The 13,199-nt window shown below is 60.3% G+C and carries 8 protein-coding genes, 2 tRNA genes, 3 rRNA genes and 1 riboswitch; of the genes, 9 read left to right on the top strand and 4 right to left on the bottom strand.

Annotation, left to right across the window (positions count from 1 at the left end; all coding sequences use genetic code 11):
- The 6 genes from AC1VVG_RS18450 to rrf all read left to right on the top strand — a co-directional run bounded on the left by AC1VVG_RS18450 (position 1) and on the right by rrf (position 6,287).
- Complete coding sequence (locus AC1VVG_RS18450; RefSeq protein ID WP_343727290.1) at positions 1 to 552, top strand: phosphonate degradation HD-domain oxygenase; 552 nt, start codon at positions 1 to 3, stop codon at positions 550 to 552.
- Between the two features lie 508 nt (positions 553 to 1,060).
- A 16S ribosomal RNA gene (locus AC1VVG_RS18445) occupies positions 1,061 to 2,593 on the top strand.
- Between the two features lie 64 nt (positions 2,594 to 2,657).
- A tRNA-Ile gene (locus tag AC1VVG_RS18440) sits at positions 2,658 to 2,734 on the top strand.
- Between the two features lie 37 nt (positions 2,735 to 2,771).
- Positions 2,772 to 2,847, top strand: a tRNA-Ala gene (locus AC1VVG_RS18435).
- Positions 2,848 to 3,136: 289 nt separating this feature from the next.
- Positions 3,137 to 6,018 (top strand): 23S ribosomal RNA (locus AC1VVG_RS18430).
- Between the two features lie 156 nt (positions 6,019 to 6,174).
- Positions 6,175 to 6,287, top strand: a 5S ribosomal RNA gene (gene rrf / locus AC1VVG_RS18425).
- Together the 16S, 23S and 5S rRNA genes with 2 tRNA genes alongside form the textbook arrangement of a ribosomal RNA operon.
- Before the next feature lie 210 nt (positions 6,288 to 6,497).
- On the opposite strand, the gene AC1VVG_RS18420 is transcribed toward rrf, so the two are convergent.
- The gene (locus tag AC1VVG_RS18420; RefSeq protein WP_154233800.1) at positions 6,498 to 6,794 is read right to left on the bottom strand and encodes a hypothetical protein; all 297 of its coding nucleotides are present in this window, start codon (positions 6,792 to 6,794) and stop codon (positions 6,498 to 6,500) included.
- A gap of 45 nt (positions 6,795 to 6,839) precedes the next feature.
- Here AC1VVG_RS18420 and AC1VVG_RS18415 point away from each other — a divergent pair, with 45 nt between their 5' ends.
- Entirely contained in the window at positions 6,840 to 8,264 is a 1,425-nt protein-coding gene (locus tag AC1VVG_RS18415) for a DHA2 family efflux MFS transporter permease subunit (protein ID WP_482835997.1), read from the top strand.
- Positions 8,265 to 8,624: 360 nt separating this feature from the next.
- Here the strand turns inward: AC1VVG_RS18415 and AC1VVG_RS18410 are convergent, their stop codons facing one another.
- The 3 genes from AC1VVG_RS18410 to AC1VVG_RS18400 form a co-directional block, all read right to left on the bottom strand.
- A complete protein-coding gene (locus tag AC1VVG_RS18410; protein ID WP_034190628.1) occupies positions 8,625 to 9,368 on the bottom strand; it encodes a 2OG-Fe(II) oxygenase in 744 nt (247 codons plus the stop codon).
- A gap of 288 nt (positions 9,369 to 9,656) precedes the next feature.
- Positions 9,657 to 11,249 (bottom strand): inorganic phosphate transporter, encoded by a 1,593-nt coding sequence (locus tag AC1VVG_RS18405; RefSeq protein ID WP_034190627.1) that lies wholly within the window; start codon positions 11,247 to 11,249, stop codon positions 9,657 to 9,659.
- 140 nt (positions 11,250 to 11,389) lie between these two features.
- Complete coding sequence (locus AC1VVG_RS18400) at positions 11,390 to 12,007, bottom strand: histidine phosphatase family protein (RefSeq protein ID WP_482835996.1); 618 nt, start codon at positions 12,005 to 12,007, stop codon at positions 11,390 to 11,392.
- A 50-nt stretch (positions 12,008 to 12,057) separates the two neighbouring features.
- Positions 12,058 to 12,196, top strand: a riboswitch (cobalamin riboswitch).
- A 33-nt stretch (positions 12,197 to 12,229) separates the two neighbouring features.
- Here AC1VVG_RS18400 and AC1VVG_RS18395 point away from each other — a divergent pair.
- Complete coding sequence (locus AC1VVG_RS18395) at positions 12,230 to 12,439, top strand: CbtB domain-containing protein (RefSeq protein ID WP_006488502.1); 210 nt, start codon at positions 12,230 to 12,232, stop codon at positions 12,437 to 12,439.
- A 13-nt stretch (positions 12,440 to 12,452) separates the two neighbouring features.
- Entirely contained in the window at positions 12,453 to 13,193 is a 741-nt protein-coding gene (locus AC1VVG_RS18390) for a CbtA family protein (RefSeq protein ID WP_482835995.1), read from the top strand.
- The last annotated feature ends 6 nt before the right edge of the window (positions 13,194 to 13,199 follow it).

Below are 13,199 nucleotides of genomic sequence, written 5' to 3'. Positions count from 1 at the left end.
ATGGCATTGACGGTGGAGGAGATCCACGGGCTGTATCGCGAGCATGGCCATGTGGCCTATAGCGGAGAGCCGGTCACGCAGCTCGAGCATGCGTTGCAGAGCGGCTTGCTGGCGGAAGCGGCGGGCGCCGGCGAGCCGCTGGTCGCGGCGGCGTTCCTGCACGACCTCGGGCATCTGCTGAATCGCCGGGGCGAGACGCCGAGCGCGCGCGGGATCGACGATCTGCATCAGTATTATGTGCTGCCGTTCCTGAGGCCGCTGTTTTCCGACGCGGTGCTGGAGCCGATCCGGCTGCACGTCGACGCGAAGCGCTGCCTGTGCCGCACGGACGCCGGCTACTTCGAGAGCCTGTCGCCGGACTCGGTGCGCAGTCTCGCGTTGCAGGGCGGCATCTTCAGTGAAGAGGACGCGACGGCATTCCTGCTGCGCCCGTTCGCGGAGGATGCGCTGCGTCTGCGCCGTTGGGACGATATGGCAAAGGAATCAGGCAAGGCGACACCGGATCTCGATCACTATATGGAGATCGTCGCGCGCCAGGTGCGCACGGACTGACGGCGGTTCGGCCGCTTCCCTATAAGGCCCCGCACGCGGCAGCGTGCGGGGCCTTATATTTTTTGCGAAACCCCTTGCGCGATTGCCGACGGGTGCATAGAATCACGCCTCTTTCGCGCTCACGGAAACGCGGCGCGGGAGGAAGGGAAGCAGTGCGGTTGAGGCTTGGCAGGAACGGCCTCGGCGGTACGGAAGTTGAGCCCCGCGGTCGCAACGACGTAGTGCAAAAAGTTGTTGACGAACTGCGAAACACGGTTCATAATCTCGCTTCTCTGCTGCTGAAAACGCAGCGCTGCCGGGAAACACGATGTTCCTCGCAGATTGCTCTTTAAAAATTAACAGCCGATAAGTGTGGGCGCTTGATGACAGCGAGCTGATCCTCGGATCAGATAGCGAAAGTATCAAGAGTCTCACACTAAAGTAAGTCAGGTTTATGAAGTGATTCATATTCCTGTCAGCTTTGAGTGAGCGACCGGTTCTTAACCGAACCGAAAACAGTAACAGGTTTAAACTGAAGAGTTTGATCCTGGCTCAGATTGAACGCTGGCGGCATGCCTTACACATGCAAGTCGAACGGCAGCACGGGTGCTTGCACCTGGTGGCGAGTGGCGAACGGGTGAGTAATACATCGGAACATGTCCTGTAGTGGGGGATAGCCCGGCGAAAGCCGGATTAATACCGCATACGATCTACGGATGAAAGCGGGGGACCTTCGGGCCTCGCGCTATAGGGTTGGCCGATGGCTGATTAGCTAGTTGGTGGGGTAAAGGCCTACCAAGGCGACGATCAGTAGCTGGTCTGAGAGGACGACCAGCCACACTGGGACTGAGACACGGCCCAGACTCCTACGGGAGGCAGCAGTGGGGAATTTTGGACAATGGGCGAAAGCCTGATCCAGCAATGCCGCGTGTGTGAAGAAGGCCTTCGGGTTGTAAAGCACTTTTGTCCGGAAAGAAATCCTTGGCTCTAATACAGTCGGGGGATGACGGTACCGGAAGAATAAGCACCGGCTAACTACGTGCCAGCAGCCGCGGTAATACGTAGGGTGCAAGCGTTAATCGGAATTACTGGGCGTAAAGCGTGCGCAGGCGGTTTGCTAAGACCGATGTGAAATCCCCGGGCTCAACCTGGGAACTGCATTGGTGACTGGCAGGCTAGAGTATGGCAGAGGGGGGTAGAATTCCACGTGTAGCAGTGAAATGCGTAGAGATGTGGAGGAATACCGATGGCGAAGGCAGCCCCCTGGGCCAATACTGACGCTCATGCACGAAAGCGTGGGGAGCAAACAGGATTAGATACCCTGGTAGTCCACGCCCTAAACGATGTCAACTAGTTGTTGGGGATTCATTTCCTTAGTAACGTAGCTAACGCGTGAAGTTGACCGCCTGGGGAGTACGGTCGCAAGATTAAAACTCAAAGGAATTGACGGGGACCCGCACAAGCGGTGGATGATGTGGATTAATTCGATGCAACGCGAAAAACCTTACCTACCCTTGACATGGTCGGAATCCTGCTGAGAGGTGGGAGTGCTCGAAAGAGAACCGGCGCACAGGTGCTGCATGGCTGTCGTCAGCTCGTGTCGTGAGATGTTGGGTTAAGTCCCGCAACGAGCGCAACCCTTGTCCTTAGTTGCTACGCAAGAGCACTCTAAGGAGACTGCCGGTGACAAACCGGAGGAAGGTGGGGATGACGTCAAGTCCTCATGGCCCTTATGGGTAGGGCTTCACACGTCATACAATGGTCGGAACAGAGGGTTGCCAACCCGCGAGGGGGAGCTAATCCCAGAAAACCGATCGTAGTCCGGATTGCACTCTGCAACTCGAGTGCATGAAGCTGGAATCGCTAGTAATCGCGGATCAGCATGCCGCGGTGAATACGTTCCCGGGTCTTGTACACACCGCCCGTCACACCATGGGAGTGGGTTTTACCAGAAGTGGCTAGTCTAACCGCAAGGAGGACGGTCACCACGGTAGGATTCATGACTGGGGTGAAGTCGTAACAAGGTAGCCGTATCGGAAGGTGCGGCTGGATCACCTCCTTTCCAGAGCTTCTCGCATAAGTTGAGCGCTCACGCTTATCGGCTGTAAATTTAAAGACAGACTCAGGGGTCTGTAGCTCAGTCGGTTAGAGCACCGTCTTGATAAGGCGGGGGTCGTTGGTTCGAATCCAACCAGACCCACCATTGTCTGGCGGTAGGTACCTGAGGCATCTGTACTCATGGGGGCATAGCTCAGCTGGGAGAGCACCTGCTTTGCAAGCAGGGGGTCGTCGGTTCGATCCCGTCTGCCTCCACCAATCACCAACGCTAAGTGCTTGGTTCACACGCTGAACCGAGAATTTTGCATTGGCGATTGAGCCAGTCAGAGGATATCAACAGATATCGGCTGTCGTTCTTTAACAATCTGGAAGAAGTAAGTAATTTGGATAGCGGAAGCGTCTTGAGATGGACGTGAAAACTATCCGGGTTGTGATTGTATCGATGTATCTCAAGATGATTCGAACTCTATGTTTGACTCAATTTGGAATACGGCACAACGCGAGAACTCAACCTGTAGCGGCTGTCGATGAGACAGACTCGTTATAGGGTCAAGCGAACAAGTGCATGTGGTGGATGCCTTGGCGATCACAGGCGATGAAGGACGCGGTAGCCTGCGAAAAGCTACGGGGAGCTGGCAAACGAGCTTTGATCCGTAGATGTCCGAATGGGGAAACCCGGCCCTTTTGGGTCATCCTGGACTGAATACATAGGTCCAGTGAAGCGAACGCGGTGAACTGAAACATCTAAGTAACCGCAGGAAAAGAAATCAACCGAGATTCCCAAAGTAGTGGCGAGCGAAATGGGATGAGCCTTGCACTCTTTATTTGTATTGTTAGCCGAACGCTCTGGAAAGTGCGGCCATAGCAGGTGATAGCCCTGTAGGCGAAAACAGTATGAAAGAACTAGGTGTGCGACAAGTAGGGCGGGACACGTGAAATCCTGTCTGAAGATGGGGGGACCATCCTCCAAGGCTAAATACTCGTGATCGACCGATAGTGAACCAGTACCGTGAGGGAAAGGCGAAAAGAACCCCGGGAGGGGAGTGAAATAGATCCTGAAACCGCATGCATACAAACAGTCGGAGCCTCGTAAGGGGTGACGGCGTACCTTTTGTATAATGGGTCAGCGACTTACGTTCAGTAGCAAGCTTAACCGTATAGGGCAGGCGTAGCGAAAGCGAGTCCGAATAGGGCGTTCAGTTGCTGGGCGTAGACCCGAAACCAGGTGATCTATCCATGGCCAGGATGAAGGTGCGGTAACACGTACTGGAGGTCCGAACCCACTAACGTTGAAAAGTTAGGGGATGAGCTGTGGATAGGGGTGAAAGGCTAAACAAACCTGGAAATAGCTGGTTCTCTCCGAAAACTATTTAGGTAGTGCCTCGTGTCTCACCTTCGGGGGTAGAGCACTGTCATGGTTGGGGGGTCTATTGCAGATTACCCCGCCATAGCAAACTCCGAATACCGAAGAGTGCAATCACGGGAGACAGACATCGGGTGCTAACGTCCGGTGTCAAGAGGGAAACAACCCAGACCGCCAGCTAAGGTCCCCAAATATAGCTAAGTGGGAAACGAAGTGGGAAGGCTAAAACAGTCAGGAGGTTGGCTTAGAAGCAGCCACCCTTTAAAGAAAGCGTAATAGCTCACTGATCGAGTCGTCCTGCGCGGAAGATGTAACGGGGCTAAGCTATATACCGAAGCTGCGGATGCGAGCTTTGCTCGCATGGTAGGAGAGCGTTCCGTAAGCCTGCGAAGGTGCGTTGAAAAGCGTGCTGGAGGTATCGGAAGTGCGAATGCTGACATGAGTAGCGATAAAGGGGGTGAAAGGCCCCCTCGCCGTAAGCCCAAGGTTTCCTACGCAACGTTCATCGGCGTAGGGTGAGTCGGCCCCTAAGGCGAGGCAGAAATGCGTAGCTGATGGGAAGCAGGTCAATATTCCTGCACCATTGTTAGATGCGATGGGGGGACGGATCGCGGAAGGTTGTCCGGGTGTTGGAAGTCCCGGTCGCTGCATTGGAGAAGGCGCTTAGGCAAATCCGGGCGCGTAATTCAAGGGTGTGGCGCGAGCTCCTTAGGGAGCGAAGCAATTGGAAGTGGTTCCAAGAAAAGCCTCTAAGCTTCAGTCTAACGATGACCGTACCGCAAACCGACACAGGTGGGCGAGATGAGTATTCTAAGGCGCTTGAGAGAACTCGGGAGAAGGAACTCGGCAAATTGGTACCGTAACTTCGGGATAAGGTACGCCCTTGTAGCTTGACTGGCCTGCGCCAGGAGGGTGAAGGGGTTGCAATAAACTGGTGGCTGCGACTGTTTAATAAAAACACAGCACTCTGCAAACACGAAAGTGGACGTATAGGGTGTGACGCCTGCCCGGTGCCGGAAGATTAAATGATGGGGTGCAAGCTCTTGATTGAAGTCCCGGTAAACGGCGGCCGTAACTATAACGGTCCTAAGGTAGCGAAATTCCTTGTCGGGTAAGTTCCGACCTGCACGAATGGCGTAACGATGGCCACACTGTCTCCTCCCGAGACTCAGCGAAGTTGAAGTGTTTGTGATGATGCAATCTACCCGCGGCTAGACGGAAAGACCCCATGAACCTTTACTGTAGCTTTGCATTGGACTTTGAACCGATCTGTGTAGGATAGGTGGGAGGCTATGAAACCGGAACGCTAGTTTCGGTGGAGCCGTCCTTGAAATACCACCCTGGTTTGTTTGAGGTTCTAACCTTGGCCCGTGATCCGGGTCGGGGACAGTGCATGGTAGGCAGTTTGACTGGGGCGGTCTCCTCCCAAAGCGTAACGGAGGAGTACGAAGGTACGCTAGGTACGGTCGGAAATCGTGCTGATAGTGCAATGGCATAAGCGTGCTTAACTGCGAGACCGACAAGTCGAGCAGGTGCGAAAGCAGGTCATAGTGATCCGGTGGTTCTGTATGGAAGGGCCATCGCTCAACGGATAAAAGGTACTCTGGGGATAACAGGCTGATACCGCCCAAGAGTTCATATCGACGGCGGTGTTTGGCACCTCGATGTCGGCTCATCTCATCCTGGGGCTGTAGCCGGTCCCAAGGGTATGGCTGTTCGCCATTTAAAGAGGTACGTGAGCTGGGTTTAAAACGTCGTGAGACAGTTTGGTCCCTATCTGCCGTGGGCGTTGGATATTTGAAGGGGGCTGCTCCTAGTACGAGAGGACCGGAGTGGACGAACCTCTGGTGTACCGGTTGTCACGCCAGTGGCATCGCCGGGTAGCTATGTTCGGAAGAGATAACCGCTGAAAGCATCTAAGCGGGAAACTCGCCTTAAGATGAGATATCCCTGGGGACTAGATCCCCTTGAAGGGTCGTTCGAGACCAGGACGTTGATAGGTCAGGTGTGTAAGCGCAGTAATGCGTTCAGCTAACTGATACTAATTGCCCGTAAGGCTTGATCCTATAACAAGTCTGCCTTGTAGATCGGCGCCGTGTGAAAGCACCGGCCGCAAGATCCAAGCGACAAGTTGGATTCTCGTGTGTGATACACACAACTTAAAATTACTGCTTCTTCCCAGATTGGTTCTGTTGGCCACGCCAGCAGAACAACCCCCTTTGCCTGATGACCATAGCGAGTCGGTCCCACCCCTTCCCATCCCGAACAGGACCGTGAAACGACTCTACGCCGATGATAGTGCGGATTCCCGTGTGAAAGTAGGTAATCGTCAGGCTCCCTAAGCCAAGAACCCCCGCCCGAAAGGCGGGGGTTTTTGCATTTCGGCGACGGAAATGCACGTGTGCGGCCACGTGCAATGCGGCCGAAACCGAGACGGCCAATGATCTGGAATCTGGCATCTGCCGGCCTCGAGCAATCCGCTCGCCAGACACCTCTCGAATTCCCCCGGCACGTCCTTCTACGGATCACGTCAATCCATCTTCAGTCAGCGCCCGGTCGATGTCGCTACACCAGGCGGCAATGTCTGATGGCCGATGATGGGCGAAATTCGTCGACAATAATCGACAAATACCGCTTCTGGTGAAAAAAGCCCCGCTTCATCTACCCACTTTCGACTCGCCCCGTCGAATTGATCGTGTGCGCCCGTCGGCGAATGCATCACGAACTCGTCATAAAAATCTATGCGCATAAAGTCCATTTTCGCGACATGCGTTGCAGAGCGGAGAGCAGGCCCTTCGGGGTAATATCGCCATTCGTCCCGATCGGCGGCGCTCGTTCGCATCCGCTGGCGATCGGGGTCTCCCGCATTCCGTTTCCTGCATCGTTCATGACTGACAGCCCTGCTCAAAGTGGTCGGACGACCGACTTCTTGCCGTATCTCGTCGCCGCAACGTTCTTCATGGAGTACCTCGATACGACCGTGATCGCGACCGCGCTGCCGCAGATGGCGCGCTCGTTTGGCGTCGGGCCGAACGCGCTGAGCCTCGGGATGACGGCCTACATGCTGGCGCTGGCCGTATTCATCCCGATCAGCGGCTGGATCGCGGACCGCTATGGATCGCGCACGGTATTCGCGAGTGCGATCGTCGTCTTCACCGGTGCGTCCGTGCTGTGCGGGCTGTCCGACGGCGTCGGGACGTTCACGGCTGCGCGGTTGCTGCAGGGCGTCGGCGGGGCGATGATGGTCCCGGTCGGACGGATGATCGTCGTGCGCAGCACCGAGAAGGCCAAGCTGATGCGTGCGATCGCGACGATCACGTGGCCGGGCATCGTCGCGCCTGTGGTCGGGCCGCCGATCGGCGGCTTCATCACGACCTATGCGTCATGGCGCTGGATCTTCCTGCTGAACGTTCCGTTCGGCATTGCCGCGCTCGTCTGTACCTGGCTGATCGTCCGGAATACGCGGGCCGACGAACAACGGCCGCTCGACTGGGTTGGATTCGTGCTGGCCGGCGGCGCCTTGACTTGTCTGCTGATCGGCACCGAGGCGGCTGGGCAGCAGGATGTCGACTTCACGCGTGCAGGCGTCCTGGTGGGTGCAAGCGTGCTGTTCGGCCTGGCCGCATGGCTGCATGCACGACGTCACGCACATCCGCTGCTCGATTTCACGACGCTGAAGGTGCCGACATTCTCGGTGACGGTGATCACCGGTTCGGTTACGCGGATGGCGATCAATGCCGTGCCGTACCTGCTGCCGCTGCTGTTCCAGATCGGCTTCGGGCTGTCGCCGTTCCAGTCCGGCCTGCTGCTGCTCGCGAGCGCGCTCGGCAATCTGGGCATGAAGGCGGGAACGTCGTGGATTCTCGACCGATACGGCTTCCGGCGCGTTGCACTCGTCGACGTGACGATCGTCGGCGTCTTCACGATCGCGTGCGGTTGGCTGACCGCGTCGACGCCGCTGGCGATCACGCTGCTCGTCGTATTCGTCTACGGGCTGACGCGGTCGATGCAGTTCACGACGCTCGCGACGCTTGCCTATGCGGATATCCCGGCTCATCAGACGAGCGCGGCCAGCACGCTGTGGAGCGCCGCGCAGCAGATGACGATCGGGATGGGGATCGCGTTCGGTGCGTTGTCGCTGCGGGTCGCGGCGTTGGCGCGCGGCGATGCGGCCGGCATGCATTACGTGCTCGACGACTTCCGCTGGGCATTCGTCGCGGCAGGCGTGCTCGCACTGTTGACGTTGCCGGGCTATGCGCGGCTGGCCTCGGACGCAGGCGACCGGCTGCGGGCGAACGTGGCGCGAGGATAGGCCCGGACTTCAAGTCGCATTGCGTTGCGACAGGTGAGCATGCCGGTTCCCCGTCGTTCACCTCGAGTGCCGATTCGTCATGGCTGAGATGGCCTGACGGTTATCACAATCGATCGTCTGTCGTCGAGGGTGAGTGAGCGGACCGAGGAGCAATGCTGGATCGTGACGCGGGCGGCAGGGTAACGCGGATAGCCGGGTAACGCTGCACATCGCACGCATTTACGCCGCCGAAATGCAAAAGCCCGCGCCGGATCGGGCGGGGCTTGGCTTGGCGGCGCAGGGCAATGGCGCGCGGCATGTCCGGTTTGAATCCTGTGTGTGACGATCGGCACGCTCTCATCAGCGTCATCCCGATTCTTGCTACTGCGCGTCGTGAAAGATGAGGCCCAACGTGTGACGGTGGCCGCTGCGAATCCGGCTCACGCCGTGGCGCAGGTTGACGCGATAGACGCCGCGCGTCCCCTGCACGGGCCGGCCATGCACGGCGAAAATCACCGCGTCGCCTTGCATCAACGGCACCACTTCCGCGCGTGATTGCATGCGCGGCCGCTGTTCCGTCAGCACGAATTCCCCACCCGTGAAATCGCGGCCCGGCGCCGACAGCAGGATCGCGACCTGCAGCGGAAACACGTGCTCGCCATAGAGATCCTGATGGAGACAGTTGTAGTCGTCGGGACCGTATTGCAGGATCAGCGGCGTCGGTCGCGTCTGTCCCGCCGAGTGGCAGCGATCGAGGAAGGTCGTAGAGTCTTTCGGATAGCGGACGTCGATCCCGAGTGCCTGGTTCCAGCGATTCGCGATCGGCGCGAGATGCGGGTAGAGCGTCGCGCGCAGCTCGGCGATGACCGCTGGCAGCGGATACGCAAAATACTTGTATTCGCCGCGACCGAACCCGTGCCGCGCCATCACCACGCGTGAACGATAAAGTGCATCCCGCGGATACAGCGCCGCGAGCGCATCGCACTCGTCCGTCGAAATCAGGCCCGGCACATGCGCGCATCCGTACCGATCGAGTTCGGCGCCGACAGTCGGCCAGTCGAGGGTGTCGACGCGTCGCGCGATGTCCGGCGATGCGATGGCAGGTTGCAGATCGGCGATGTTCACGGGCGTCCCTCGGTTCGTCAGCGATGTGGCGCCGGGTCGCGCGAAACGCCCGGAAGCATTGCGTGCATGGTTGCGGCCACGGAGAAAGTCGACGAACCCAGTCTAACGACGTTCGTGTGCGGATGCGCTCCAGATCTTGCGCTTCAATTCGGAACGAGGAGGGGACGGCATGGTGCGCGCACGGACATTCGAACACTGCGGCGGATCGGTGCGGAGAGGCGCGGAGGCGAGCGGTGAATCTTCCACGACAGGCGGCCGGCTGATACCGGCCACCCGTTGCAACCCGAATCAAGCCAGCGACCGGAACAACCAGTAGAGCCCGCCGGCAAGCGCGATCGACGCCGGCAGCGTCAGCACCCACGCGAGCACGAGGCTGCGCACCGTGCTCCATTGCAGTCCGGAGCCGTTCGCCGCCATCGTGCCCGCGACACCCGACGACAATACGTGGGTCGTCGACACGGGCAGGCCGTACACGTCGGCGGCGCCGATCGTCAGCATCGCGACGAGTTCGGCCGATGCGCCCTGTCCATACGTCAGATGCTGCTTGCCGATTTTTTCGCCGACGGTCACGACGATCCGCTTCCAGCCGACCATCGTGCCGAGGCCCAGCGCGATCGCGACGGCGACCTTCACCCAGGTCGGAATGAACTTGGTCGCGTGGTCGAGCTGCTTGCGATAGTTGTCGATCGCGAGCTTGTCGTCGGCGGCGAACGCGGGCTGACCGGACTTCTCGATCAGGCGGATGGCTTCGGAGACGAGATACATCGTGTTGCGCACGTTGTCGACGTCGCGCTGCGGCACGGCCGCCATCGAGCCCGACGCGCCGACCGCGGTCGCGAGCGACGTCGACAGTTGCTGCACGGCCGGCAGCACGGCGGGCGTCAGTTCGCGATGCTGAACGTAGTGCTCGACGTCGGCGCGCGGGTTCGCGGACGGCGCGACGCCGTTCGTGTACTTGCCGAACGTCGCGGCCGCCTGGTTCGCGACCGCCACGAAGGTTTGCGATTCGGCCGGCGTGACGGCCTTGTTCAGCGCATACGCGGTCGGCACCGTGCCGATCAGGATCAGCATGATGAGGCCCATCCCTTTCTGTCCGTCGTTCGACCCGTGTGCGAACGACACGCCCGTGCAGGTCAGGATCAGCAGGCAGCGAATCCAGAACGGCGGCGGCTGATCCTTCGGCGGCTCCTTGTACAGCTCGGGAATCCGCACGAGCGCTTTCAGCACGAGCAGCAGCAGCGCCGCGCACAGGAAGCCGACGATCGGCGAGACCAGCAGCGACTTGCCGACGCCGAGCGCCTGGCCCCAGTCGACGCCGCTCGTGCCGGACGGCCCGTGCATCAGCTGGTTCATCAGCCCGACGCCGATGATCGACCCGATCAGCGTATGCGAGCTCGACGAGGGCAACCCGAAATACCAGGTCGCGAGGTTCCACACGATCGCGGCGATCAGCAGCGCGAACACCATCGCGAAGCCCGCGCCGCTGCCGACCTGCAGGATCAGCTCGACGGGCAGCAACTGCAGGATCCCGAACGCGACGGCGCCGCTCGAGACCATCACGCCGAGGAAGTTCCACATGCCCGACCAGATCACCGCGACGTTCGGCGTCAGCGAATGCGTATAGATCACGGTGGCGACCGCATTCGCGGTGTCGTGGAAGCCGTTGACGAATTCGAAGCCGAGCGCGATCAGCAATGCCGCGCCGAGCAACAGGTACGGAAACAGCGAGCCTTCGCGGACCGGCGACAGATCGTCGAACAGGTGCGTGCCGATATAGAGGGCGCCGAGCACGAGCACCAGCAGGAACACGGCATAGCCGATCTGCCTGGTACGTTCGATGGAGCCGGCGTTGTTCGGGGCGGACGAAGCAGGTTGATTCATGACGGCATCTCGTGAGGGAACCGCGTCCGATCCTAGCGGTGACCAGCAGTCAGTTTGATGACAGTCGGGACCACGAACGGCGTGTCTTACGGGATGTAAGCTGATTGGCCGAATGCTCGGCGCTGCGTCGCCCTGATCGCTCACATAGTGGGCGCAACGGTGGTTGACGCACCGGCATCGCGTCGGTCGTCATCCGGCGCGACCCATGACCAGCCGTCCGGCGAAGCGGCGAATGTCGTGCATGACAGCGGCGCGATGTCGAGACGCGCGGCCGCCGCCGGATCCATCCGCAGCACATGCGCGAGGGCCGCACGGACGAGCGGCGCGTGCGTGATCGCGATCACGTCGCGACCGGGCGGCAGCGCGTTCAACCATGTGCCGACCCGATGCGCGGCGGCTGCGAACGATTCGCCGCCGTGCGGCGAGGCGGACGGATCGCCGATCCACGCGGCAAGTTCGCCCGGCAGATCGCGTGCGAGGTCGCTCAGGCGCTTGCCGCGCCAGTTGCCGTAGTCGATGTCGCGCAGCGCGTCGTCGACGTCGGCGCGCAGCCCGAGCGCATCGGCGGTCTGCCGCGCACAGCATGCGGGGCTGCACAGCACGACGAGCGATCCGCCGGCGCGTGACCACCGGCCGCGCCACGCGGCAGCTTCGGCGAGCCCGCGCGCGTCGAGCGGATCGTCGTCGGGGAACGTGCCGGTGCGCATCGCCCGGGTCGATGCGTGTGCGATCAGGCGCAACGAGGCATGCAGGGTCATGTCGATGGTCGGATGATCCGGAACGGGACGTGATTGTCACCGCGCGATCACTTCAATACGCGCCCGTTCGCGCGTACAATTCGCCCGATACGAAACGCGGAAGCCGGTGCAATTCCGGCGCGGTCGCGCCACTGTAACCGGAGAATCGACGATCCCGGAAGCCAGACCTGCCTTCGTACCCATCCATCATTTGTCGGGGCGCGATTCCCCTGAGGTGCATCCATGAGCGAAGCAGTGCTGAAGCCGGCGGTCGTGCCGGCCCCCATCCCCGTCCGTGAACTGTTGCCCTGGGCCGTATTCGTCGGCCTGATCCTGTTGCTCGCCCTGTATTTCGTCGGCGCGGAACAAGGCGCGACGTCGCTCGTGCCGGGCATGTATGTCCACGAGTTCGTCCACGACGGCCGCCATCTGCTCGGCTTTCCCTGCCACTGACGCGGAGCACACGATGGTCGGAAAGCTGCTCATGCGCGGGATGCTCGCAGGCATCGCCGCGGGCCTCATCACATTCGGTTTCGCGAAAATCGTCGGCGAACCGCAAGTCGGTCGGGCGATCTCCCTTGAAGAAAAACTCGATGCCGCCAAGGGCGACGAGCCCGGGCACGATCACGATCACGAGGTCGAACTGGTCAGCCGCCACACCCAGGCCGGCCTCGGCCTGCTGACGGGCGTCGTGACCTATGGCGCGGCTTTCGGCGGACTGTTCTCGCTGGTCTTTGCCTATGCGTACGGGCGCGGCGGCCGCCTGCCGGCACGGCAGCTCGCCGCGTGGCTCGCGCTGGGGGCGTTCATCGCCCTCGTGATCGTGCCGAACATCAAGTACCCGGCCAATCCGCCGGCGGTCGGCGACCCCGATACGATCGGCCAGCGCACGGGCCTGTTCTTCCTGATGATCGCGATCTCGATCGCGACGATGGTGTTCTCGGTCGGCGTGCGCCGCCACCTGCTGGCGAAGCTCGGTCAATGGAACGCGTCAATCGTCGCGGGCCTCGTGTTCGTCGCGATCATCGCGGCCGTGCAGCTGGGGTTGCCGTCGTTCGACGAGGTACCGGCCGCATTCCCGGCTGCCTTGCTGTGGAAGTTCCGCGTCGCCGCGCTCGGGATGCAGGCGATCATGTGGACGACGATCGGCCTGCTGTTCGGCGCCTGGGTCGAACGCAGCGAACGCATCGCGATGCGCGCCGCCTGACGCGCA

The organism is Burkholderia sp. L-4, assembly GCF_056856535.1.
This window is presented reverse-complemented; position numbering and strand designations above follow the sequence as displayed.